Annotated in this window: 25 protein-coding genes and 1 pseudogene; 12 read left to right on the top strand and 14 right to left on the bottom strand. The window is 64.5% G+C overall.

Features of this window, described 5'->3' with window-relative positions:
* The first annotated feature begins 50 nt into the window (after positions 1-50).
* Positions 51-266 (top strand): hypothetical protein, encoded by a 216-nt coding sequence (locus IBJ82_RS22275; protein ID WP_194828468.1) that lies wholly within the window; start codon positions 51-53, stop codon positions 264-266.
* Here IBJ82_RS22275 and IBJ82_RS22270 read toward each other — a convergent pair.
* On the bottom strand, positions 244-711 hold the full coding sequence (locus tag IBJ82_RS22270; protein ID WP_194827915.1) for a hypothetical protein: 468 nt from the start codon (positions 709-711) through the stop codon (positions 244-246). The two genes, IBJ82_RS22275 and IBJ82_RS22270, sit on opposite strands and share 23 nt — an antisense overlap.
* A 268-nt stretch (positions 712-979) precedes the next feature.
* Here IBJ82_RS22270 and IBJ82_RS22265 point away from each other — a divergent pair, with 268 nt between their 5' ends.
* Entirely contained in the window at positions 980-1,447 is a 468-nt protein-coding gene (locus tag IBJ82_RS22265; protein WP_194827914.1) for an NUDIX domain-containing protein, read from the top strand.
* 261 nt (positions 1,448-1,708) lie between these two features.
* On the opposite strand, the gene IBJ82_RS22260 is transcribed toward IBJ82_RS22265, so the two are convergent.
* Entirely contained in the window at positions 1,709-2,878 is a 1,170-nt protein-coding gene (locus IBJ82_RS22260; RefSeq protein WP_194827913.1) for an SMI1/KNR4 family protein, read from the bottom strand.
* Between the two features lie 219 nt (positions 2,879-3,097).
* On the opposite strand from IBJ82_RS22260, the gene IBJ82_RS22255 reads away from it, so the two are divergent.
* The gene (locus IBJ82_RS22255; RefSeq protein ID WP_194827912.1) at positions 3,098-3,916 is read left to right on the top strand and encodes a hypothetical protein; all 819 of its coding nucleotides are present in this window, start codon (positions 3,098-3,100) and stop codon (positions 3,914-3,916) included.
* A 629-nt stretch (positions 3,917-4,545) separates the two neighbouring features.
* On the opposite strand, the gene IBJ82_RS22250 is transcribed toward IBJ82_RS22255, so the two are convergent.
* From IBJ82_RS22250 to IBJ82_RS22230, 5 genes are all read right to left on the bottom strand, one after another.
* Positions 4,546-5,010 (bottom strand): hypothetical protein, encoded by a 465-nt coding sequence (locus IBJ82_RS22250; protein WP_194827911.1) that lies wholly within the window; start codon positions 5,008-5,010, stop codon positions 4,546-4,548.
* Positions 5,011-5,306: 296 nt separating this feature from the next.
* Positions 5,307-6,050: a DUF2071 domain-containing protein gene (locus IBJ82_RS22245; RefSeq protein ID WP_228537544.1), complete on the bottom strand. Its 744-nt coding sequence runs from the start codon at positions 6,048-6,050 to the stop codon at positions 5,307-5,309.
* 11 nt (positions 6,051-6,061) lie between these two features.
* Positions 6,062-6,400 (bottom strand): metalloregulator ArsR/SmtB family transcription factor, encoded by a 339-nt coding sequence (locus tag IBJ82_RS22240; RefSeq protein ID WP_194827909.1) that lies wholly within the window; start codon positions 6,398-6,400, stop codon positions 6,062-6,064.
* 179 nt (positions 6,401-6,579) lie between these two features.
* Positions 6,580-7,377: an SDR family oxidoreductase gene (locus IBJ82_RS22235; protein ID WP_194827908.1), complete on the bottom strand. Its 798-nt coding sequence runs from the start codon at positions 7,375-7,377 to the stop codon at positions 6,580-6,582.
* 39 nt (positions 7,378-7,416) lie between these two features.
* On the bottom strand, positions 7,417-7,986 hold the full coding sequence (locus IBJ82_RS22230) for a hypothetical protein (protein WP_194827907.1): 570 nt from the start codon (positions 7,984-7,986) through the stop codon (positions 7,417-7,419).
* Between the two features lie 86 nt (positions 7,987-8,072).
* On the opposite strand from IBJ82_RS22230, the gene IBJ82_RS22225 reads away from it, so the two are divergent.
* Complete coding sequence (locus tag IBJ82_RS22225) at positions 8,073-8,639, top strand: TetR/AcrR family transcriptional regulator (protein WP_194827906.1); 567 nt, start codon at positions 8,073-8,075, stop codon at positions 8,637-8,639.
* Between the two features lie 377 nt (positions 8,640-9,016).
* On the opposite strand, the gene IBJ82_RS22220 is transcribed toward IBJ82_RS22225, so the two are convergent.
* Together IBJ82_RS22220 and IBJ82_RS22215 are read right to left on the bottom strand one after the other, a co-directional pair.
* Positions 9,017-10,363 (bottom strand): cytochrome P450, encoded by a 1,347-nt coding sequence (locus IBJ82_RS22220; protein ID WP_370585427.1) that lies wholly within the window; start codon positions 10,361-10,363, stop codon positions 9,017-9,019.
* A gap of 27 nt (positions 10,364-10,390) precedes the next feature.
* Positions 10,391-11,560, bottom strand: a complete 1,170-nt coding sequence (locus IBJ82_RS22215; protein WP_194827905.1) for a spirocyclase AveC family protein — start codon at positions 11,558-11,560, stop codon at positions 10,391-10,393.
* Positions 11,561-11,834: 274 nt separating this feature from the next.
* Here IBJ82_RS22215 and IBJ82_RS35445 point away from each other — a divergent pair, with 274 nt between their 5' ends.
* A complete protein-coding gene (locus IBJ82_RS35445) occupies positions 11,835-12,182 on the top strand; it encodes a TetR family transcriptional regulator (protein ID WP_370585467.1) in 348 nt (115 codons plus the stop codon).
* A 431-nt stretch (positions 12,183-12,613) separates the two neighbouring features.
* On the opposite strand, the gene IBJ82_RS22205 is transcribed toward IBJ82_RS35445, so the two are convergent.
* From IBJ82_RS22205 to IBJ82_RS22190, 4 genes and pseudogenes are all read right to left on the bottom strand, one after another.
* Entirely contained in the window at positions 12,614-12,862 is a 249-nt protein-coding gene (locus IBJ82_RS22205) for a hypothetical protein (protein WP_194827904.1), read from the bottom strand.
* Positions 12,863-12,876: 14 nt separating this feature from the next.
* Positions 12,877-13,542 carry a TNT domain-containing protein gene (locus tag IBJ82_RS22200; protein WP_194827903.1) on the bottom strand — a complete coding sequence of 222 codons (666 nt, stop codon included), beginning with the start codon at positions 13,540-13,542 and terminating at the stop codon, positions 12,877-12,879.
* Between the two features lie 237 nt (positions 13,543-13,779).
* A pseudogene (locus tag IBJ82_RS35440) lies at positions 13,780-13,876 on the bottom strand (transposase); the annotation flags it as partial.
* 97 nt (positions 13,877-13,973) lie between these two features.
* Complete coding sequence (locus IBJ82_RS22190; RefSeq protein WP_194827902.1) at positions 13,974-14,624, bottom strand: TetR family transcriptional regulator; 651 nt, start codon at positions 14,622-14,624, stop codon at positions 13,974-13,976.
* Positions 14,625-14,733: 109 nt separating this feature from the next.
* Between IBJ82_RS22190 and IBJ82_RS22185 the strand changes: the two genes are divergently transcribed.
* From IBJ82_RS22185 to IBJ82_RS22160, 6 genes are all read left to right on the top strand, one after another.
* The gene (locus IBJ82_RS22185; RefSeq protein WP_370585425.1) at positions 14,734-16,161 is read left to right on the top strand and encodes a cytochrome P450; all 1,428 of its coding nucleotides are present in this window, start codon (positions 14,734-14,736) and stop codon (positions 16,159-16,161) included.
* Positions 16,158-16,349, top strand: a complete 192-nt coding sequence (locus IBJ82_RS35435; RefSeq protein ID WP_194827901.1) for a ferredoxin — start codon at positions 16,158-16,160, stop codon at positions 16,347-16,349. Before IBJ82_RS22185 ends, IBJ82_RS35435 begins: the two co-directional genes overlap by 4 nt.
* 811 nt (positions 16,350-17,160) lie before the next feature.
* Positions 17,161-17,361, top strand: a complete 201-nt coding sequence (locus IBJ82_RS22175; protein WP_063003567.1) for a hypothetical protein — start codon at positions 17,161-17,163, stop codon at positions 17,359-17,361.
* A 228-nt stretch (positions 17,362-17,589) separates the two neighbouring features.
* Positions 17,590-17,808 (top strand): DUF2945 domain-containing protein, encoded by a 219-nt coding sequence (locus IBJ82_RS22170; protein ID WP_194828411.1) that lies wholly within the window; start codon positions 17,590-17,592, stop codon positions 17,806-17,808.
* A 100-nt stretch (positions 17,809-17,908) separates the two neighbouring features.
* Positions 17,909-19,207 (top strand): glycosyltransferase, encoded by a 1,299-nt coding sequence (locus tag IBJ82_RS22165; RefSeq protein ID WP_194827900.1) that lies wholly within the window; start codon positions 17,909-17,911, stop codon positions 19,205-19,207.
* Positions 19,208-19,315: 108 nt separating this feature from the next.
* Positions 19,316-20,989 (top strand): alkaline phosphatase D family protein, encoded by a 1,674-nt coding sequence (locus IBJ82_RS22160; protein ID WP_194827899.1) that lies wholly within the window; start codon positions 19,316-19,318, stop codon positions 20,987-20,989.
* A gap of 75 nt (positions 20,990-21,064) precedes the next feature.
* On the opposite strand, the gene IBJ82_RS22155 is transcribed toward IBJ82_RS22160, so the two are convergent.
* Positions 21,065-21,208, bottom strand: coding sequence for a hypothetical protein (locus IBJ82_RS22155; RefSeq protein WP_194827898.1), 144 nt, complete (start codon positions 21,206-21,208; stop codon positions 21,065-21,067).
* Positions 21,209-21,284: 76 nt separating this feature from the next.
* Here IBJ82_RS22155 and IBJ82_RS22150 point away from each other — a divergent pair, with 76 nt between their 5' ends.
* Positions 21,285-22,280: an NADP-dependent oxidoreductase gene (locus tag IBJ82_RS22150; RefSeq protein ID WP_194827897.1), complete on the top strand. Its 996-nt coding sequence runs from the start codon at positions 21,285-21,287 to the stop codon at positions 22,278-22,280.
* The last annotated feature ends 2 nt before the right edge of the window (positions 22,281-22,282 follow it).

Raw genomic sequence — 22,282 nt, 5'->3', positions numbered from 1 at the left:
CGGAGAAATTCGTGGGTCTCGGTCCGGTTGTGCATACCGTCGACGATAAGGTGACTACGCTGCCCGACTTCGGCGGCTCGACCGCTGACCGCACCGTGATCGCCACTGCCTACGCGGCGTTCTTCGGCGGGCTGTTGCTGTTCGGCGCGCGAGTAGGCCAGCGCGTCGGCCACCGCCATAGCATCCTGGGCAGCATTGCGTTGTTCGCAATGGCGGTGAAAGCGCCGCGTTGGCCCCGTCGTGTCAGTACACCCGGAAGTTTGTGACGCTCGGGGTGTGGGGGAGGTCGGTGGTGAGGGTGAATTCGACTTGGCCGGGGCCGGTTACGAATCGGAGGTTGCCTACTACGGGGGCAGACCAGAAGAAGGGTTGCCAGGCGCCGAGGGAGGTGGACGCTTGGCCGGTGGCGCCGGTGTCGAGGTTGCGCCATTGGACTGTGGGGGCCAGGGTGCACCAGGGAGCGGGGACGCCGAAGACCTTGAGCCAGCCTTTGAGTTGGAGGTCTACAGTGCCGGGGACATCGCCGTCGGGGTAGACATTGCCTACTGCCCAGACGTCGCCGGAGCAGCCGAGGCCGTGGGCGCCCGTGGTGGTCATGGGGAGCTCGACGGGGATGTAGTTCGAGGCTGCGGCGGGGGCACTGGTGGCGATGAGGGCGGCCACTACCGCGCCGGCGCAGAGGGAGATTTTGGCAAGTTTCCGATGAGACATTTCAGCCTTTCAACTGCGATTGCTGCAAGGGCGATTGCATGAGATGGCTTCGTATTCATTGTTCCATCGGCTAACCGATTACAGTCGTTACCCCGACGCTTGGCGCGGCGAGCGGGTGAGGACCAGCGACCGGTCAGTATCGGGTGGCTTCTGTGGCGTCACGCCAGAGTCCTTGCCACCCAATACATCCCGTATTTGCCGATGAGGGCGATCGTTCGAGAGATCTGCCTCGTCCAGCGACCTGAGTGCCGGGAATAGAGTTCAGCGGGTGACTTTCAGAATCGCGGCATACGGCGTCTGCCTCGAACAGGATCGGGTGTTGCTTGCTCGCCATGTAGCCGAAAGCGGCGAAACCACCTGGACGCTCCCGGGTGGCAGGGTCGAGCACGGAGAGGATCCCTTCGATGCGGTAATCCGCGAGCTTTCGGAGGAGACCGGGTATGACGGCGTCGTCGAACGACTGCTCGGAGTGGATTCAAGGGTGATCCCCGCAGATGTCGCCCACGCGGGCGTGGAACACCAGAACATCGGGATCTTCTACCACGTCCGCGTCACCGGCGGCCATCTCAGAGCCGAACTGAACGGAGCGACTGTCGAGCCGACCTGGACGCCGACCCCCGAAGTCGCCTACCTCCGCCGATCCTCGCTTGTCGATACCGGCCTGGCTCTGGCACAGACCCGCCCCGCAACCGGTCACGTCACGTCCACTCCGGTCGGCGGTCTGATCCAGCACTGAATCACTTCCGGTTCCAGCCGGGGCTGATACCGCACACTGTCGTAGCAAGGCAGGACTGGTGCTGTTCGAACCGGCCTATCCGGCACCTGAAAATCGCCAGCCCACCATATCTTGGGCCGTTGATGTGCACGGTAAGCCGATGAGCGTGCTATCCGGCGTGGTCGCAGATGATCCGGGGCCGGTGCGGGTGTGCGGTGAGGACCAGTTGTCGCCCGGTCGCACGCAACCGATGAAGGAACCGATTCGGTCAGCCTCGCCGGGTCAGCGGCCGCTGCGCGGTTGACTCAACAGCGCGCGCCCGCGTTCCGGGGTGAGGCTGTACGCCAGCACCGGGTCGGCGAGCAACGCGACCGGGGCGATGTGATCTGGCGTACGGGGCTGCCAATCCGCCATCGCGGCCTCGAGCGCATGCCACAGCGCCGCCGGGTCGGAGTGGTGTTGCGCGAGCGCCTTTCGTACCGCGGCGTCGAATGCTTGGTTGCCGTAGGAGAGCTGGTAGCCGGGCCGCTCTACCCGGGCCCGGTGCCCGTCGATGGCACGTTTGATCTCGCCACCGGGGTCGTCGACGATCTGGGCAACGTCGAGCGCGGAGGCATACCAGGGTTCTTTGTGTGCGTGTTGCAGGAACATGCATGGCACGAACTCGTCGGTGAACAGTGGACCGGTGAAGAATCCCTCCGGAACGGGTGCCAGCGGTAGCACACGCGAAAGGATCCGGGAGGCATCGTAGGGGGAAGAGGTGCTGAGGAACATCTGGAGCTGAGTTTGTAAGACCGTGGCACGTGACTGGCCGAAACGCTGGGCTTTCTCCAGGGCCGCCATGGCTGTGTCGATGTCCCCGGAAAGGGCTTCGCCTCGTGCCTGTTCGGCCACCAGATCCCAGATGTCACGGGTTTTGCCCGCCGGCTGACGTATTTGATGAAGGCTTTGGTACTCCGATTCCATGAGGGCAGTGAACGACGGATACCGCTGCGGGAACTCCCCCCAGGAAAACACGCTGTAGGCGGCCCATTCGCCGTTCTCGTCGCGGTCGGCCGGGTCGAGGAACAGGACTCCGACGTCGGCGTGCAGCGAGATCAGTAGTCCGCGACTGAACGGGTTACCCGGTGCGTCGACTGGTGGCTCGGTGATCAGGTCGGCCCAGGACTCCCAGGTTGGTTCGAGGTCACGCAGCCATCCCAGATTGGTGGTGTCTCGCATCTTCCGCACGAATTCCCCGGCATGGCGCCATCCATCGGTGGTCAGCAGGAAGCTGCGATAGGAGGGTGGCAACCGCAGGCCGAGGTGCTGCTCGACCGCGGCGATGTCGGCCTCGGTGGCCGGGGCGTACCCCAGCCAGCGCTGCTGCACCACCTCGGGATCCAACTCATCAGGATCTCTGCTGGCGATCCATTCTTCGCTCCACAGCTCCAACCACGGTCTCCAGTTCATTCCATGAACGCTATGACCAGCCGCCGACAGGTTCGGCATGGGTGCAGGCCGAGATCATGATGAGGAGAGGTATTGGCCCTTCTTCGACATATCCGCACATGCCGCTGGGCGCGCGGTCACGAACGTCCGCTTCTGCCGATTATCGAGTGGTGGACGCTGATCAGCTCTGGGATCATCGGGTCGGCGTTCGACATCAGTGCCGGTGGGAGGAAATCGCGGATGACCACGGCGCGGCGGTTTTGGATCGAATTCGACCCGCACGAGTGCACCGACGCCCGGTTTTGGCAGGGTGTCGGTGTGACCGGCTTCGACGTGCGGGATTGCTTGTCGATGGTCGCCGATCTGTTCCCCGATGGACTGTTGCCACCCGTGCACCGAATCACCGTCGACGTCTCGCTGGCCGAGCCACTACCGGTGAATCCCAGCCATTTCGGCGTTTCAGTGTGGCGCGGCGTCTGGTATCCACCCGTGAACCTCGGAATCGGGCCGACCCACGACATCGACCGACGGGGAGCACCCTGCGACTACCCGGCGCCTGTCACCGCAGCGCACCGCCGCGTGCGGGCTAGCGCGAATCCGCGCACGGAAACCACATGGTGGGACGAAATCCCGCATATCGATGGCCTGCTGTGGCCGCTGATGGGCATGCACCGCGCCGAGCGCGGTGAGGGAATGCGGCATTACGCCCTGCCGCTGCGCCGGGCCTGCGCTGCGGATCCGACCTACGGGGCCTTGGTGCGCGAGGCCCTCGACTTCATGATCTGGTGGCGGCCGACACCGGACGAGTGGTTCGACCCGACCGAAACCAGGTTCGCCGATCAACCTGACCTGGACAAGTACCTGCGAGCCTTCCGAGACTACTTGTTCGGAACTCGCCCGGAGCCGATCTATCCTCCCGGCAGCGAACCGTTTTCACCCGAGGACGCGTGGCCACGAGCCATCGGTCGTTTGGTCGTCACTCGCCCGGGACCGATCGACGCTCCCGGCATCGAACGGCTTTCACCCGACGCGGAACCACGACTTCCCGGGAGCGAATAAAACCCTCTCAGGCACAGAACATCCCGTGATCGCAGCTGGGCGCGACCCGATTCAGGGCTGCACGCGACGCGGCTCGAGACGCACGCTCATGCCGCTGGGCGCGCGGTCACGAACGTCCGCATCTGCCGAATTCAGTGCATTCCTGATCAGGTTTTCGGCACGTGGGCGCTGATGCCGACCCGTACGCACATATCCTCGGCGAACAGCCCCACTCCCCTTCGCAGTAGCGGAACGGGCGCGGGATGAGGCCGATCGGCCCCATCTGGATCGCTCGTCGAGCGTCCGTCCTGCGCCGAGTCTTGAATAAGGAGAGCTGCGCCCGAAGACCAACGGGGCCAAGGCCAACACCTGTGCGTGCAACGCCCGCTAATGCCGCGACCCGCGCGTTCGCGAACGCACCGATCTGCCGAATACAGGTCGTCGGCGGGCGTCAGCGATGATCATCCAGTGATCCGGCGGTTTCCCAGCACGGAAAGGGTGTCGTGGCAGGCCACGAAACGTGGAAGGTCGGGTGATCCCGCGTTATGGAACAGCGTGCCGTTCCCGAAGTCGGGTCCGGGCCCGGCGGCTCGCACCGGGCGTGCCGACTTATCTGAAGTCCTTACAGTGCAGCACTTTTCGGGGAGCGGTCAGTACACCTGGATAGTCGTGACGCTCGGGGTGTGCGGCAGATCGGTAGAGAGGGTGAATTCCACCTGGCCCGGGCCGGTGACCAGGCGGACGTTGCCGATGACCGGGTACGACCAGAAGAAGGGCTGCACGTTGCGGAGGCCGACAGAGGCCCAGCCGGTGGCACCGGTGTCGAGGTTGCGCCATTGCACCGTCGGAGACAGTGTGCACCACGGGGCCGGTACTCCGAATACCTTGAGCCAGCCTCTGAGTTGGAGGTTGACCGTGCCGGGGATCTCACTGTCGGTGGAGCCGCTGCCCACCGCCCAGACGTCACCGGAGCAGCCGAGACCGTAGGCGCCCGTGGTGGTCATAGGGAGGTCGAACGTGTAGGTAGAGGCTGCGGCGGGGGCGCTGGTGGCGATCAGGGCGGCGATTACCGCGCTGGCACCGAGGGTGAGCTTGCCGAGGTTGATGCGGGACATCTTCTGCCTTTCAACGGCGATTGCTGCAGGCGCTTGCGTGAGATGGCATTCGATTTCGTTGTTCCATCGGCTGACGGTTTACCCTCGTTACTCGACTGAACGGAGCGGCATGGGGTAGCTCGCGGTAGTCGAGCTGGTGCCTCGTCAAGCAACGTTCGGTAGGTAATCGGGCAGCCGGATCTTGGAGTTGACGGCGAACCCCGGGCCGAGTCCTTTTGTAGGCGGTCGGAGGGTTCGACTACGGCGGCGATCAGAGCCGAAGTCGAATGTCCAAACCGAATGGTGGACAGCGCTTCTCAACGGGCACTATCCCCTTCGGTGACGCAGTCGGCAACGACGTGCTGAGGTTGCAGGGGCCGCCAGGTCACCGGCACCTGGCGCATCAGCAGCGCACAGTCGAGCTCTGCGCTGCCCGGCGGGAACCGGTCCGGGTCGTCGAAGATCGTAGACCGAACCGATTGGATGTCGACGGGCTCGACCTGCCATGCATCGGTTCGGAGCTCGAGCCCGTCCAGGCGTTGACCGCCTCGCGTGGCCGAGAATCCGGCCGAGCCCTGCCTGAAGAACTCCGATGCCTGCGCCAGATCGGCGAACAATTCACTGCCCTGGAATCGTTCGGCGGTCCGGACGTCCGCATCGACGGAGATCGTTTCGTCACGGGTGCGGTAGGCGACGTGCAGGTCCTCCGCTGTTTCACGGACATCGAACCGCGCGGAGCTGTGCTCACCCGGAAAGAGTCGCCCACCGGCCAGGACATTGATCAGCGAGTTACTGTCGCGGCGCGCGATATACACACCGGTCGAGTGTCCCTGGGGGCCGTCCCACTCGACCGCGATGCGATGTGCCGCGTTCTCGGTCCGCAGTCCGACCCAGCCGGGTAGTCCACTGGGCCGGAACTGTCCGAGGCGGATCAGGCAGATGCCGGCGACCGCCCAACCGTTCACCAACTGAGGCCGCATCGTCGGCGGCATCAGGCTTGCGGCGATCTCGGGGTCCACTCGGTAGTTCACAAGCAGGCGTCGCTCTATGACGCTCGACATCCGCGGAGGTCTCATCCGGGTTCCCCGTTCTCGGTGTTGCGCACTCTGCGCTGCCTGACGATGACCTGCTCGGGGCAGATCGTGCTCAGAAACCTGCCGACGCACAACGCAAGTCGCTCCTCGACCAGCGAGTAGAAGATGCGATTGGCGTCTCGCCGCTCCCGGACCAGTCCGGCTGCCTTGAGCACGCCCAGATGCCGGGAGATCGAGGGACCGCTGATCGGAAACCTCGCGGCGATGTCACCCGCGGTCAACTCGCCGGAGCGGAGGTCCTCCAAGATCTGGCGGCGCGTCGAATCGGCCAGTGCGCGGAACACTCCCGCTTCCTCGGCAAGGTCGATCTCGGTCATGTTTGCAATTTAGCACTCTAGCTAAACAGCGAACAATGACCGCGACAGGCAGCGCGGACAAGATCACCCACCATCAAGCCCCTCGAACAACGAATTCTGCGTGCTGCACACCGAATTCCCCACGCTGCTGTCCCAGCGGCCGACAAGCCCAGGCCGTCGCCGAAAGCGAGTGAGCGGCGTCAGCTGTTCTTGAAGGGGTTGAAGGTCTTTCCGATGAGGTAGCCCAGGCGGATGGGCAGGGGCTTCATGGCGGCGGCGGAGATCTTGTTGACGATGCCCGGGACACACACGGGCCTGCCTTTCATCACAGCGTCCCAGCCCTCGGTGACGACGGCTTCGGGCTGCTGCCAGAGGATCCGGGGCAGATGGTTGGCTTTGTCGCGAGTGCCCATGACGTCGTGGAATTCGGTGTGGGTCAAGCCGGGGCACAGGGCGGTGACGTGGATGCCGTGCGGTTTGAGTTCCATGTCGAGGGCTTGCGAGGCGTTGAGGACGTAGGACTTGATCCCGGTGTAGAGCAGGCTGGCGCCGGGTGGAGCGAACGCGGCGACCGAGGACAGGTTGACGATGCGGCCCCAACGGCGCTTCTTCATACCGGGGATGACCAGATGGGCAAGTTCGGTCGGGGCGGTCACCATCAATTGGATCTCCCCGGCCACGGCGTCCCATGGGGTGTCGGCGAACGCGGTCTTGCCCGAAAGGCCTGCGTTGTTGATCAGGACGTCGACATCCAAGCCCTGCCGGTCGGCGTACTCCACAATCGCGGCGGGTGCGGTGGGGTCGGTGAGGTCGGCGGCGAACACCTCGCAGCGAACATCGTGGCGTTCGCTCAGCTGCGATGCGAGCTCCTGTAGGCGATCGGCGCGGCGGGCCACGAGCAGCAGCTGGTAGCCGTTCGCGGCTAGGTGGTGGGCAAACGTCGCGCCGATGCCGGCGGACGCGCCAGTGATCAGCGCAGTGCGGGGAGATGTGGTCATGGGTCCTTCGTTCGGATGGGGCAGTCAGGTGAGTGATGTTCAGGCGGGTGGGCCGGGCAGCTCGCGGGGGCCGGGAGTGAAGTCGTGCCGGGCTTTGCCGATGTCGCCGCGGTAGGAGCCGACCGGGCCGGTCAGCAGGAAGGGGCGGGGGACGCGACGCTGGGCGTCGGTGAATCCCCAGGTGCCTATGCCCAGGTAGACGCCGGGCGCGGCACGCCGCACCTCGTCCACCATGTTGATCGACCCACACATCGAGGCGTAGGCGCGATAGATGAGCGTGTAGGCCGGAGCACCGTCGTAGCGGGACGGGGCCAACAGCGTGCGCATCGGGTAGCGCTGCCGGACCTGGCCGAACTCGCCGAAAGTGTTGTAGCCGCGCCCGCCGTTCTCGTCGACGGGCCGGAATGCCTTGCACAGCCACGGCCCGAGCGGGTTCTCGACAGACACCTTGCCTGTCACCACGGCGAACAGGTTCGGCTGGGCCAGCAGAGCGGCGGTGTACTCACCGTCGATCTCGGCGATCGTGGGGGCTTCCAGGGTGGTGAACAGGGCGAGCAGGCCACTGGTGTCGAGCCGTCGCAGCTCGGCGGTCGCGTTGTCGGTGTCCATAGGAACCAGCCTTATCTCGTGATCTCTTGAACGTCGCTCAAGAAGCCTAACGCGTTCTTGAGTGATGTTCAAGATAAGGTGGTGAGGTGCCAAGGAATCGACGCCCGCAGGACCGCGAGGAGAAACGCGAGGAGATCATCGCCGCCGCGCAGCGCCTGTTCATCGACGACGGCTTCGAATCGGCGTCCACGGCGCGGATCGCCAAAAGCGCAGGAGTCACTGCCAATACGATCTATTGGTACTTCCAGGACAAGGACGAGTTGCTCATCGCGGTCCTCGACCGCATCCTGGCCGAGGCACTCGCCACCTACGCCGAGATCGACGGCCTCTCGTTGAACGACCGGCTGCTGTGGGTGGTCGACCAGCTGGAACAGCTGCACGGGCTCGTCAACACCGTGCACGCCCGCGTAGCGGCCTCCCCCGCCATCGACGTTTGGCACGCCGGTTTCCACCAGGTGGCCGACGCGCTGTTCGCCGACAACCTCCGCGCGGCCGGAGTCACCGAGACCGACCTCGCCGCCATGTCCGCCATCGGCACCTTCGTCATCGAAGGACTCCTCACCCATCAGCGCGACGAGGCGGATAAGCGAGCGGTCATCGACTTGCTCGTTCGGAGCCTCACTGCTGCCTCCGGTCGACCCGGACCGAACTGACCAGCATCGGCGCTCCACACACCGAACTTGCTTTCCTGCCACACGGACCCGTCAAGACGGCGTCCGGCGATGCCGCTGGTCGCGCCGGGCACGGTCCGACGTCTCACCGATCACCGTCGTGGCAGCCTCGGGGCTCGGATAACTTCTCGACCTCGACCGACTTCGCGGCCGGCCACGTCGCCCGCTTCAAACGCCACTCGTCGACGGGTTCGACGATCTGGCCCTCGGTGGCGCCCGAACCGACGACCGACCTGTCAAGACCCGTACCTGGCGCGGCTCTGCACGTCCTCGATTTCGTTCAAGCGCGGCAAGATCTCGTGGGTGCCAGCTTTTGCGGATCGGCGTTGCGGAGAACGCCATGATGCCGATCCCCCGGCTCAGGTTGCTGCGGTGACCGGTGCAGCGAGTTGTTGCTCGTGCACCATGCGCTGCAGTTCGTCGATCGTTTCGTTCAGTCCGGGCCCCAGCCGCGGTCCAGGGCTGAAGGTCGCGGGAAGCTGCCGCATCCCCTGGATGAGGCCGATCGTTTCGTAGTGAACCGCGCCGTCGGGATCGCAGTGGAAGTCCGGCATGCGATCGAGAACCGCGACCAGCATCCGCTTGAAGACCGTGCGCGCCACATTGGACCCGATGCACCGATGGATGCCGAGCCCGAAACTCAAGTGCCGGTTCCCTTTCCGATCGAGCACGACTTCGTCAGGGGACGGGAAGACGGCGGCGTCACGGTTGGCCATCGCCCAGGACAGCCATAAGCGCTCCCCCTCCTTGAACTGCTGCCCGGCGACCTCGCAGTCCGCGGCGATGGTTCGGCCGTCCCCCGGAGCCGGGGTGAAGTACCGCAGAAACTCCTCGGTTGCCGGGTTCAGCAGCGTGTCGCGTTCCCGGCTCAAGGTTTCCCGTTCGGCGGGGTGCTGCGACAGCCACTCCAGCGAGTGGGCGGTGAGCGCTGTCGTGGTATCGAATCCCCCGCCGATGAGCAGGCCGAGAATGCCGAGAAGGTCGATCTCCTCCGGCTTCTCACCAGCGATCTCCATGCGAGCCAGAGCATCGATCAGGCCGGGGCGCGGATCTTCGCGGATCTCGTGCAGGTTGGCGAGCAGGTCCATGCCCATCGCAATGTTGAGGTTCTGGACCCGTTCCCGATCGGGTGAATCCGGCGGGGTGTAGACCGCGGCATGGGCCGGCTCGTTGTAGACCGCCCACTTCCGCAGGGGAACACCGAGCATGGCGAGCGTGAGGACGGCCGGAACGATGTTCGCGAGGTCGTCGACGAAGTCGATCTGCCCGGACTCGATCTTCTCGTCGAGGCAGGCTCGCACTATCTCGTCGATGAAGGGCTCCCACCGCCGGACCGCACTGGGAGACAGGTAGGGATTGAGAACGGCGCGGAACAGGCGGTGCTCCGGATCGTCCATCTCGAGAATTCCGTTGCGCAGCGGGATGACCGGCTCGCTGTAGGGAATGGTGATCCCCAGATAGCCCCGGCGCTCGTTCTTGTAGTCCCGATCGTTCGAAACATGGGGGCAGCGAGCGAGTTCGAAGACTTCACGGTTGCCCGCCGCGACCCAGTGGCCGTCGTGGGTGTCGGTCCAGGCTATCGGGCACAGCTGGTGCATCTCGTGCGTGATCGCCTCGAACCTTTCCCGGTATTCGGGATTGTGGCGGTCGAAATGAAAGCTCTGGCGCTTCCGGCTGGATTCTGTCGATGGGTGTCTTGCGTCCACTGCTGTTTCCTTTCGAGGGGAGCCCGGTCAGTTCGCGCGATCGATCGGCACGACCTCGGGGAACTCGACCCCGTCGGGAAGGACGAGTTTTCCGTCGGTATTGATGTAACCGGAGTCCTTACGCGGCATCGGCAGCGCGGGATCGGGGCAGGGCTTGTCGGTCCCCTCCCCGCAGATGCCCCCGGTGAAGTACGAACGCTCCTGAATATCGGCGGGCCAAGGATCCGCGTGCTGGCCGAACCATTGCGCCGGAACGTTGTAGAAGAGAAAGAAGATCGCGCTGACGGCGGCGAAGATCGCCAGGGAACGGATGAGTTGCTGCCGGACGATGCCCCCTCTGACCTGATCGAGTCCACGCTCGGCGAGCGTGCGCCCGCGATCATCGGTGAAGTAACGCAGACAGGCCAGTCCGGCTTGGACCGCGCCCCACATCACGCCCTCGTAGATCGGCCATTGGTAGTAGTGACCCGCGTTGAACGACACCGACTGGATCGCGCCCGGGTAGGTGTAGAGCCCGAGCGGCAGCAGCATGCAGGCTTCCATGACGAAATCGAGGACGAAGCTGAAGGCGAAGGTCACGCCGATCAACCCGACGTTGCTGATCCCGGGCCAGCGCGCCTTGACCTTCCGCATGAACCAGCAGACGCCGATCGTGATGAGTAGCACGCCCCACGCATAACCCGGGATATTCATCAGCAGCGGTTCGGCGACTTGGGCGCCCGGTTCTTCCGGCGATACCCAGCCCGGAACATAGGGAGTCCAAGAACCCCTGTTGAACAGCCAGGTGTTGTAGGTGCACCACGTGTTCAGGTAGTTCAGGAACGGGTCCTGGAAGAACATCAGGCCCATGGACACCAGCAGTATGCCGTCCAGGGTGATCCGGCGCTCGCGCCGCCACGGCCTGATGATCCACCAGTAAACGGCGATGGGCAGACCGATGATGATGGCGGCCGTCCAGATGGTGAGGATGGTCTTCATGAGCATCGGCGGATCGCTCGCCCCGGTGGGTACCCGCTCGAAGTAGGGGCCCGTGATCCATCTGATCCACACGTAGACCTGAAGCGCCAGGAGTAGCGAGCCGATGATCGCCCAGATGTAGACGGCCCTGGTCGGCTGCCGGGTTCCGGCTCCGAGAGTTGTTGTGGTGTCGATTGGTTCGGTGACCTCGAAGGTCTTCTTGTCCGACAGTTCGCTCATACAACTGCCCCTTCTGGATTGCGTCCTTGCAGCGCTTGCAGGTCCGATCGCCGACAGCGGCGACTCAGCGATGCGCTCGATAGCACCGGCACGCCGCAACGGAAGCCCACCTTCCACGGCGAAGTCCGTATCCTCTCGGCAGTCGGCCCTTCACCAAGATACCACCGGGTATCTACTATGACGACTAGATTCTGAGATGCCAGCTAGGATCTCTTACGTGGCGATCGAGCGTTGAACGAAAGAGCAGCGATAGGAATGCACCCGCGCGCGCGTCCTGAACGCCGCCGAGAAGGTGTTCGCCGAAAACGGTTTCGCGGCAGCCACTCTCGATGACATCGCCCACACCGTCGGCTACACGAACGGCAACTTCGTCGCCGAGAACATCGAACGCGTAGGCGGCAGCCTGACGATCCTTGGCGTCAGCAACAACGGCTATACCGTGTCCATCCGGAATCGTTATCGCGTCCGCTACGGCGTTGAAAGCGCGGGACCAGATCTCGCCACAACGAAGGGCTACCTCGAACGGTTCTTCGGCGAGGTCGCGCCTATCCTGCGCGCCGAGATACCCAACACGCTCTGGACGCCGGTGCCGGAACCCGGCGACCTGCCGATCACCGCATGACCGAACCATCGTCGTCCCCCGACTCAGGGGAATACAGTTTTCCGGTGGCGTCCGCACAGGAGTGGAAGCTGTGGACGAGTTTCTTCCCGATGGAGAGCGAACTGTGGCAGTGGCTCAGTCGCAGACTCCGTGATGACAACGATCTCTCCGAGGCCGACTGGCAGGTACTCGACGCCCTCGGCAACGCACCCGGGCATCTCATGCGCGCCTTCGAACTCGCCGAACGCACCAATTCCAGCAAGAGCCGACTACATCAGCACCCCGCACTGACCGGCCCCTGCCCAACCTGTCACCGGATACAGCTGTGCTGCAACAACACTCGCCTGCACGTCTATACAACGGTTGGACGCGACACAACCCCCAGGGGCCGCGCCGCGGCCACTTACAGAGCCAGGATGCCCTCTGCTGTTTGCGGTTTTACCCAGTTTTCGTCAGTTCGATGGTGCGCCGGTGAGGGTGGTCAGCATCCATTGGGCGGCATCGGCTTCGGTGTCGAAGTTCGCCCGCACGTCGAATCGTCCCCGCTCGTAGGCACCGACCTCCCAGCCGTCGTCGGAGCCGGGGCGCAGGAACCAGAAGTCGGTGGGTGGTGGACTGGTCTCGTGGACCTCGGCGATCTGGAACGACTCGGGAGGCAAGCCGGCGGCGGTGAGGGCGTCGGCGAGTTCATGGCGATTCATGGTGGTCACTCCGCTCAGGACGGTCGTTCTTCGACGAGGTAGCCGTTCTGCAGCAGCCAGGTGACGCTCAGGGCTGGACCGGCTTCGGGGAGGTAGTTCGACTCCAGTTTGTACTGGGTGCCGCCGCCGGGCTGTTCGAACCAGGCCGCGATCGGGCCCGCGTCGACCTGGAACGGTTTGAGCACGCAATACAGGTGGTAGTTGCTCAGCGGTGTGCCGGTCGGGGTGTTCAGGTTCTGCGGCGGTAGGGCGCGGGCGGCAAACGAGTCCTCTTGCGGTGCGAGGAATTTGCCGCCCGCGTAGCCGAAACGGTCGACCCGTTTGCCCGGTGGCAATGCCTGCGGGTGGCGCATGGTGTGTCCGGCACGCACGACGAATCCGTCCTCGGGCGGGTAGATCCACCACCCCTGCTCGGTACGGTATTTCGCGACGAACTGGTCAGCGTTCAGGGCCCCGAACCGCTGATATCCAGCCAGGAGCGGACCGACCGGTGGCTGCGTCGGCAGTGGGTCGGGACCGAGATACTGGCGGTCGTCATCATAGAAAGTGGTGGTCGCCGGCGCGGTGTCGGGAGTGCCCGAACTGCACGGTCCAGCCGGCGCGGCCGCACCGATGGCCGGTGCCCCGGAGAGCAACGCGACCAGGGTGGAAGCTACGGCGAAAATCGATCTCGAGCGCATGCGATTTGCCTCCTCGATGGAGCCGGAACCCATAGGCGCTCATTACATCATCTCGCCGCGCTGAATTGAGGCTGCGCGATGGCGGTTCGCTCGACCGAGACCGGCTGATCCTGTGATCAGTCGGCTCATCACTCACCATCCGGGCCGGAAACCGCGCCACCCGCACGATCGTCGAATCGACCGAAACCACCCGATCGAAGTTCCCAGTCGCGTCCACTAACGCGGTCAACGCGACCAACACCCGATCCCAGGTGCCGTCAGCGGCATAGCGGCGGTGCCGTTTCCACACGGTCTGCCACGGACCGAACACCTCGGGCAGGTCCCGCCACGGCGAACATGACGCCCGACCCGACGGCCTATCGGAGGAGAAACGGAACTCGATTGGGAGACATGACCTTGCAGCCGAAGACTCCGCCGTCCAGTGCGCGCATTCAATGCGCCAATCGGGCGGCCATCGTGGTCAGGTTGTCGGCAAAGGTCAGCACGAATTCGACGCACAGGTTGATCAGCTCATCGCGGCTGATGCCCATACCGCCGTCGAGCCAGGCCAGGACCAATTCGGCGGCGCCGCCGGTGATCATCAGAGAGACCGCACGGACCAGGGTTTCACTGCCCGCCGGCGGGTCCAACAGTGCGCGTTCCTGTTCGGCGACGACGTCGGCGATCGTGCGCATGGCGGCGGCGCGGCGGCGCATCAGGATTTCGCTGCCGTGCGCCTCGGCGAAAGCGACGCGTGCGCGGCGGGGGTCGTCGACGACGGAAGTGAGGATGGCGGTGACGGCTGCCCGCGTTTTGGCTGCGATGTCATCCGGTGCGGCGGCGAGTGCGTCCAATGAGCTGCGGATCGCGGTTTCGATGATCTCGTCGTGTACGGCGGCGGCGAGTGCGTCGAGGTCGTCGAAGCTCTCGTAGAAGAACCGCGGACCGACCTTGGCCTGTTCGCAGACTCCGCGCACGGTGGTCGCAGCCCAGCCCTGGGTGCCGATGATGTCGAGGGCAGCTTCCATCAGCCGCTGGCGGCGTTCGTCGCGTCGCTGTTCGGCCGAGGTGCCGCGATAGATGCCGGTCGCTGCCCGTGTCACAACCCTCAGTATGCCGCATCAGAAACAGGAATCAATCGTTTACGGAAACGACTGATTCCTGTATGTTCCAAGTCACACCACATCGCAACGGTGCGAGAGGACAACGAACATGATGTCGACCCTGGGCCGACGGGCCAAATCCGCCGTATCCGCCATTGCCGAGCGATATCCTTCGCGGACCCGCGCGCTGGCAGACCCGCTGCCCGGCAGCGGATTACGTCCGATCATGGGCGATTACGGTGTCCCGCTCATCGGGCACGCCATACCCGCGATGAGCGACAGTCTCGATTTCGCCCGCCGCCGCTTCGACAAGTACGGGCCGGTGCACTGGGCCGGAATTGTCGGGCGACGCGTTGTCATGGTCGCCGGACCGGAGGCCACCGAAGAGGTACTCGCCGACCGCGACAAGGTGTATTCCGCGCAGCGCGGCTACACGTTCTTCATCGGCCCGTTCTTCCACGGCGGCATCTTGCTGCGCGACTTCGAGGAACACCGCTACCACCGCCGGATTCTGCAGCAGGCCTTCACCCGGCCGCGGTTGGTCGGCTATCTCGATATCACCAGCCCGGCCATCGAGCGCGGTATGCGCGACTGGACTCCGAATCGCGATTTCCAGCTCTATCCGGCGGCCAAACGCCTGCTGCTCGGCTTGTCCTCGGAAGTGTTCATGGGGGCGAATCTTGGGTCCGAGGCCGCCGGGCTGGAGCGGGCGTTCATCGATGCGGTGCGTGGCGGCCAGGCGCTGGTGCGCACCAATCTGCCCGGCGGTCTGTGGGCACGCGGACTGCGCGGGCGCGCAGTGCTCGAGGATTACTGTCGTCGCGAACTGCCTGCCAAACGCGCGGGAAATGGCGAGGATCTGTTCAGCGTGTTGTGCCGCACCGCGTCCGAGGAGGGCCATACATTCACCGACCAGGATATCGTCGACCATCTGATCTTCGTCCTGCTCGGCGCGCACGACACCAGCACGATCGCGGTGTCGATGATGGGCTATCAGCTCGGATTGCATCCCGAATGGCAGGACCGGCTGCGCGCCGAATCGCAGGCGTTGGGCAAGGAGTCACTCGACTACGCCGACCTGGACCGGCTTCCGACCCTGGATCTGGTCTTCAAAGAGATTCTGCGGATGTACTCCCCTGTCGGGCAGCAGGTCCGCGAAACCGTGCGGGATACCGCGATTCAGGGTCAGTTCGTTCCCGCTGACACCTTGGTGATGATCGGCTCGTACTCGGCCATGCGTCAGGCCCGCTGGTGGAACGACCCCGACGTGTTCGATCCCGAACGGTTCACGACCGAACGGCACGAGGACAAGGCTCACCGCTATACCTGGGCCCCTTTCGGCGGTGGCGCACACAAATGCATCGGACTCTATTTCGGCGGTATGACAGTCAAGGCAATCATGCACCGCATGCTGTTGCACTACCGCTGGACCGTGCCCGCCGACTACACGCCGCCGATGGGCTGGGCGACCGGCCCTGTCCCCCTCGATGGCCTACCCATCCGACTCGAACACCTCGGCGCCTCGGTGTCCGCGTGAAGATCGCCGCCGACCGCACCCGTTGCGAGGGCCACGGCATGTGCGAAGCATTGCTGCCCGACATCTTTCGAGTCGACGACGAAGGCAACGTGACGGTGCTGACGGACCAGGTATCCGAAGCCGAACTCGACGACGTGCGGCTGGCGGTCGACAGCTGCCCGGTGGAGGCTTTGCGCATGTCCGACTGAATTATTGTGACCGAGCTGCTGGCGACGGCCCTGGGTATTAGCAACCATAGTTGCGTGTCCGGAAAATCTTGCTCGGTCTCGAATCCGGGCTCAACTATGCCGCCGGGCACAGAAGCCCCGACGCGCCCGATAACACCGGCTTCTTTCATTCCGCCGGAATGCACACCGCAGTGTGGGATGCAACATGGCGGATGGCACGGAAGAATGCGTGTTCGGTGTTCAATAGCTCGTTGGATGGGGCGCTGGTGTCAGCGGGTATCGGCATCGTGCGCTCTGGCGCGATCTCAGCGCACCCGCGACCCCATCGACGGGACAGGACGTAAGCACCGACCAACGAGTCCAAACCTGTTGGCGATGACAAATACGACCCTGACCTCGAAGAACCAGTGATCGAGCCGGGCAAGCCGAACACGCTGAGGAGTTTGCTGAGGACTCGCGCCCCCGAGGCCATAGGGCGCTGAGATCCTCGAGCAAGCCCGCCGCGACCGCGGCCCTCAACATGCTCGCTGAAATGATCTGCCCGTTGTCGCGGCCGTTGGGGGCGGGTTCGTGTGGGACGTCGCGTCATCGGGCAGCACTCCCCCATACCCGCAATGTAGACGTGGAATGTGGTGTCGCCACATTGACAGTACTGCCACGCGAGCGGTTGAATTAGCCTAGGGGTTGCAGCGTAGTTCTACGGGTACTGATGATTGTCAATGGCCGTTACTTCAGCAACGTATCGAGGCACGCTCGACCGATCAGAACGAACGTGAGGAAACCCGCTAGGGCTCGGCCTCCGGTCCGTCCCTCGAAACGGAGGAGGTGCGTAATGCGTTTGATCACCTTGCTCGTGCTCGTATGGCTGATCATCGGTGCGATCGCGGCCGGACAACGCGGATATTTCACCGACGCAGAACAGAACTGCGCCGATGTCGGGACGATTGCGGTGACCGTGATCGCGGGGCCACTGAACTATGTCGGGGTCAATCCCAAGGTGACCGACTGCCATGTGCCACAACCCAGCCCCTGACCCGCATCAACGAGAGCACCGAGATTGCAGTTCCAGCGCGGCCCAGCCGGGACGAGCTCATTTCGGGGTGGTACCGCGGGGATGGCTGGTGCGCCCGACTCGGCGACACGACCACCCGGGTTACCGTGCAGATGATCGAACGCCGTGGATCGGAAACGGGAGCATGGCGTGGTGATATCGACCGACCCCGCTAGCCGTGCACACACGATCTGATTGGTGGCCGAGACGATGACTGAACGCAGCTTCAGCAAGGGCGACAAGGTCGAATGGAATAGCCACGGCAGCACAGTCATCGGCACGGTCGAAGAAACGATCACCTCCGATACCGAAGCCGGCGGCCGCACGGTCCGGGCATCCCCAGCCGATCCGCAGTACAAGGTGCGAAGCGACAAGAACGGCAGCGTTGCGGTGCACAAACCCGACGCTCTACGTCGACATGATGATTGACGGCCGAAGGCTGCCAGCGATCGGGCGCGTGGTGGCCCGCCGCTGAACAACAACACGCCCCCGTCGGGATGAAGATTCGACCACCACCTCGAGGAACTCCTTGGCTCGCTACCTACTGGCCGCAACCCCCATCGCCGGCCACGTGTTGCCCATGCTGGGAATCGGCGCAGATCTGCAGCGACGCGGCCATGACGTATGCCTGCTCACCGGCGACCAGTACAGTGACCGCGTTCGCCGCGCCGGAATGCGCCTGGCGACGCTGCCCCGCGACGCCCAGATCCCGCCCTCAGCATCGGCGCCACCGAGCCGGTTTGCGCCGACGATCCGCCGCTATATGCGGGGGCGGGCAGAACTCGACTCGGTGTTCATCGCGCCCCTGGCCGCGCAGTTCGACGCCATGCACGCGGTCCTGCGTCGCGAGCCGGTCGATGCTGTGTTGGTCGACCTCGCCTTCACCGGCGCCCTCGCCTGCCTGCTCACAGCGCATCCGCGTCCTCCGATTCTGGTGTGCGGCGTCAGCCCGTTGACGTTGTCCAGCGCTCAGACCCCACCGTTCGGGATGGGATGGCCACCGCAACCCTCGGTGAATTACACCAAGATGACCCGGTTCGTTCATCGTGTCCTGTTCGCCCGCACGCAGAACCGACTCAACCGTGCCTTGCGCGAGGTCGGTGCAGGACCCTCACCGGTGTTCCTCACCGATTGGCCTCGACTGGCCGACAAAATGCTCCAGCTGACCGTGCCCGGCTTCGAATACCCGCGAGCTGACCTGCCCGACAATGTCAGCTTTGTCGGCCCGATGTTTCCGAACTCAGCCAGCGAACCCAGTGTCGCGCCCTGGTTGGATCAGCTGAGCACCGCACGCACCATCATCCACGTCACCCAAGGGACCTGGGACAACACCAACCTCGATCAGCTCATCGGCGCCACCCTGCGCGCGCTCGCCGACAGGGAGGACTGTTTCGTCATCGCCACCACCGGCGGCGGGCCGATCCACACACTCCGCTGCCCCATACCGACGAACGTCTTCGTCACCGATTACCTGCCCTATGAACAACTGCTGCCGACCGTCGACGTCGTGATCACCAACGGCGGATACGGCGGCGTACAGCACGCGCTTCGCTACGGCAAACCCGTGATCGTCGCTGGAGAAACCGCGGACAAGGCCGAAGTCGCGGCACGCGTGGGTTACACCGGTACCGGAATCGACCTCGGCACCGCACATCCGACACCGACCGACATCGACACTGCGGTCGATCGGATTCTGTCCGACCCCAGCTATCGAATCGCAGCACACCGACTCAGCCTGGAATTCGCCGCAGCAACGCCGCTCGACACGATCGCCGACGCACTCGCTGACGTCAGTGCCCACCCGATTCCACGGGCCGATGCCGAGTGATCGGCCAACGCGAAAGCATGCCGATCACGCGATCGAGTGTGTCGTCGTAGCGTTCATCGGAATCCAGAATGCCCCCTCGACAGCCGGTCCACGACATAGTCTGGACTGATGGCACGACTGCCGGAAAGTAGGACCGAGCTGGTTCTGGGTCCGTTGCTGCGTCACGTCGGCGAATGCGACGCCACCGTCTGGGTCGAGACGTCCGCACCGTGCACTGTCGAGGTCCTCGGCCACCACGAACACACCTGGACCATCGCCGGACACCACTACGCTCTCGTCCTGATTACGGGACTGGCGGCCGGTTCCGTCACGCGGTACGAGGTCAGTCTCGATCGGGAGCGCGTCTGGCCGCTGCCCGACGCCCCGCACCCGTCCGTCATTCGCACGCTCAGAGGCGACGCCGATCTGATCCTCGCCTTCGGCTCGTGCCGATTCGCCACACCGACGGCGACGCAGGACGACGACAACTTCGACGCCGACGCTCTCGACGCTTATGCGCGGCGAGTCATGGAACGCCCACCCGAAAATCTGCCCGACGCATTGTTACTGCTCGGCGACCAGGTTTACGCCGATGAGCTGTCTCCGGAGATCCTGCGTCGCATCGACGAGTTGCACGACCTCGACCAACCGCCGGGCGCCCAGATCCGCAACTTCGAGGAGTACACGTGGCTCTATTCCGAGTCATGGTCCGACCCGCAGGTGCGCTGGCTGCTGTCCACGGTTCCGTCGTCGATGATCTTCGACGACCACGACGTCATCGACGACTGGAACACCTCGAGATCGTGGCGTGACGAGATCGAGGCCACCGATTGGTGGGAGGAACGCATCGTGGGCGCGTTGTCGTCGTACTGGATCTACCAGCACCTGGGCAACCTCTCGCCCGCCGCCCTGGCCGACGACGAGCTCTACCAGCGGATCCGATCCGAGGGCGGCGACTGCGCGGAGTTGCTCCGCGATTTCGCCTCCGCAGCGGACGAAGAAGCCGATGGCGCCAAGGGAGCGCTGTGGTCGTATCGCCGCGATCTCGGCACCACCCGGCTGCTCGTCATCGATTCACGGTGCGGTCGCATACTCGGTGCCGACACGCGGTCGATGGTCTCCGAGCCCGAGTTCTCGTGGATCGAACGACAGACCGAGGGCGACTACGACCACCTGCTGTTGGGGAGCTCGCTCCCGTGGCTGCTGCCGCGCGCCGTCCACGACCTGGAGTCGTGGAATGAGCGCTTGGCCTCAGGGGTGCGGGGCCGACGTGTGACCGCATGGTCCGAAAGATTGCGGCGCTCAGCGGATCTGGAACACTGGGCCGCCTTCCGAGATTCATTCGACCGGCTCGCCCGGCTCATCGCCCGCGTCGGGCGCGGACAGAGCAGCGGCCCGGGAGGACGGGCGCCCGCCACGATCTGCGTGCTGTCCGGCGACGTTCACCATGCCTATGCCGCGCAAGCGCAGTTCCCCGACGCCGTGAGGTCCCGGGTCTACCAGCTGACCTGTTCGCCGATGCACAACTACGTTCCGACCGCCATGAAGGTGATCTTCCGGGTCTCGTGGAGTCGGGCCGCCGAACGGGTGACACGTTTCCTCCTGAACCGGGTGTCCACCGTTCCCCCCGTGTCGGTCGAGTGGAGTCGGGTCACCGGCCCCTTCTTCGGCAACCAGATAGCGACTCTGCATCTGCGCGGTCGGACCAGCCGCCTCGTGTTGGAGCAGGTGAGCACCGACGGCGGCCGTGCACATTTGACGACGGTCGCGGATGTGGTGCTGTCGACCGAGACAGACGACTAGCCCCGAAGCGTCATACGCCGAGATCCATGAAGGACCAGGTCGCGGAGATCTGAAACCTGATCTCCTCGGTGGGGCTCACCCGGCCTTTCCCACCCGCACGACTGGGCCCTCACCGTCACCGGGATGGTTGCGTTGCCAGGCCACAGCCTCGAGCAGGACCACCGCATGAGGTTCGGCACCCGAAAGCGGCGCCGACTCGGTCGGTTGCCAGTCCGTCATTACTGAGTATGCTCATTATTGATTCCTCTCATTAATCTGCCTCGGTCCCGATCATCGAACGACAAGGAAAGTCCTCATGCGAGCGTTCGTCGTCAATCAGTACAAGGGCCCGCTACAGCAAGCGGATGTTCCCGAGCCCGTCGTCAGAGAGCGCGACGTGCTCGTGCAGGTCAAGGCCGCCGGGCTGAATGTTCTCGACGAGAAGATCCGGGCGGGCGAGTTCAAGCGAATCCTCCCCTACGAACTGCCGCTGACTCTCGGCAACGACCTGGCAGGAACGGTGATCGATGTCGGGGCGAAGGTGCAGGGGTTCAAGCTCGGCGACGAGGTCTATGCCCGCCCGGACAAGGGCCGCATCGGCACCTTCGCCGAGCGCATCGCGATTGCCGAGGCCGATCTGGCGCTCAAGCCGACCTCGGTCAGCTTCGAGGACGCTGCCTCGCTGCCGCTGGTCGCCTTGACCGCATGGCAAGCCCTCGTCGAACGCGCAAACCTGCAGCCGGGGCAACGGGTCCTCATCCACGCCGGAGCGGGCGGTGTCGGATCGATCGCGATCCAGCTCGCCAAGCACCTCGGTGCCACGGTCGCCACCACGGTCAGCACAGGCAACGTCGAATTCGTTCGCGCGCTCGGCGCGGACGTAGTCATCGACTACCACAATCAAGACTTCGAACAGCTACTCGACGGATACGACCTGGTCCTGGACAGCCTCGGCGGCAAGAACCTCGAGAAGTCGCTGCGAGTGCTACGCCCTGGCGGCAAGGCGATCGGCATCGCCGGACCACCTGACCCCGCCTTCGCCCGCGAGCTCGGCGCGAACCTCGTTCTCCGGCTGGCGATCACCGTACTCAGCAGTGGAATCCGCCGTCAGGCAAAGCGGCTCGGCGTGACCTACGAGTTCCTGTTCATGCGCGCCGACGGTGCACAGCTTCGCCACATCGCCGCCCTCGTCGACGACGGCGCCCTACGCCCGGTCGTAGGCCGGGTGTTCGACTTCGCCCAGACCGCGCAAGCGCTGCAGTCCCTGGAGGACCGTGGCACCCGCGGCAAGTCCGTCATCAGAATGCCCTGACC

Origin of the sequence: Nocardia sp. XZ_19_231 (assembly GCF_015355705.1) — a bacterium.
Taxonomy (GTDB): domain Bacteria; phylum Actinomycetota; class Actinomycetes; order Mycobacteriales; family Mycobacteriaceae; genus Nocardia; species Nocardia salmonicida.
The sequence above is the reverse complement of the archived record's forward strand: the minus strand, read 5'-3'. Positions and strand labels throughout refer to the sequence as shown.

What these genes read in the sequence shown, in the direction of transcription:
- IBJ82_RS22245 (WP_228537544.1), bottom strand. Translation starts at nt 6,050, where the DNA reads ATGTCGAGCGTCATAGAGCGACGCCTGCTTGTGAACTACCGAGTGGAC.
- IBJ82_RS22270 (WP_194827915.1), bottom strand. Translation starts at nt 711, where the DNA reads ATGTCTCATCGGAAACTTGCCAAAATCTCCCTCTGCGCCGGCGCGGTA.
- IBJ82_RS22200 (WP_194827903.1), bottom strand. Translation starts at nt 13,542, where the DNA reads ATGCGCTCGAGATCGATTTTCGCCGTAGCTTCCACCCTGGTCGCGTTG.
- IBJ82_RS22255 (WP_194827912.1), top strand. Translation starts at nt 3,098, where the DNA reads ATGACCACGGCGCGGCGGTTTTGGATCGAATTCGACCCGCACGAGTGC.
- IBJ82_RS22235 (WP_194827908.1), bottom strand. Translation starts at nt 7,377, where the DNA reads ATGACCACATCTCCCCGCACTGCGCTGATCACTGGCGCGTCCGCCGGC.
- IBJ82_RS22160 (WP_194827899.1), top strand. Translation starts at nt 19,316, where the DNA reads ATGGCACGACTGCCGGAAAGTAGGACCGAGCTGGTTCTGGGTCCGTTG.
- IBJ82_RS22205 (WP_194827904.1), bottom strand. Translation starts at nt 12,862, where the DNA reads ATGAATCGCCATGAACTCGCCGACGCCCTCACCGCCGCCGGCTTGCCT.
- IBJ82_RS22250 (WP_194827911.1), bottom strand. Translation starts at nt 5,010, where the DNA reads ATGTCCCGCATCAACCTCGGCAAGCTCACCCTCGGTGCCAGCGCGGTA.
- IBJ82_RS22185 (WP_370585425.1), top strand. Translation starts at nt 14,734, where the DNA reads ATGATGTCGACCCTGGGCCGACGGGCCAAATCCGCCGTATCCGCCATT.
- IBJ82_RS22170 (WP_194828411.1), top strand. Translation starts at nt 17,590, where the DNA reads ATGACTGAACGCAGCTTCAGCAAGGGCGACAAGGTCGAATGGAATAGC.
- IBJ82_RS22155 (WP_194827898.1), bottom strand. Translation starts at nt 21,208, where the DNA reads ATGACGGACTGGCAACCGACCGAGTCGGCGCCGCTTTCGGGTGCCGAA.
- IBJ82_RS22260 (WP_194827913.1), bottom strand. Translation starts at nt 2,878, where the DNA reads ATGAACTGGAGACCGTGGTTGGAGCTGTGGAGCGAAGAATGGATCGCC.
- IBJ82_RS22175 (WP_063003567.1), top strand. Translation starts at nt 17,161, where the DNA reads ATGCGTTTGATCACCTTGCTCGTGCTCGTATGGCTGATCATCGGTGCG.
- IBJ82_RS22215 (WP_194827905.1), bottom strand. Translation starts at nt 11,560, where the DNA reads ATGAGCGAACTGTCGGACAAGAAGACCTTCGAGGTCACCGAACCAATC.
- IBJ82_RS22150 (WP_194827897.1), top strand. Translation starts at nt 21,285, where the DNA reads ATGCGAGCGTTCGTCGTCAATCAGTACAAGGGCCCGCTACAGCAAGCG.
- IBJ82_RS22240 (WP_194827909.1), bottom strand. Translation starts at nt 6,400, where the DNA reads ATGACCGAGATCGACCTTGCCGAGGAAGCGGGAGTGTTCCGCGCACTG.
- IBJ82_RS22230 (WP_194827907.1), bottom strand. Translation starts at nt 7,986, where the DNA reads ATGGACACCGACAACGCGACCGCCGAGCTGCGACGGCTCGACACCAGT.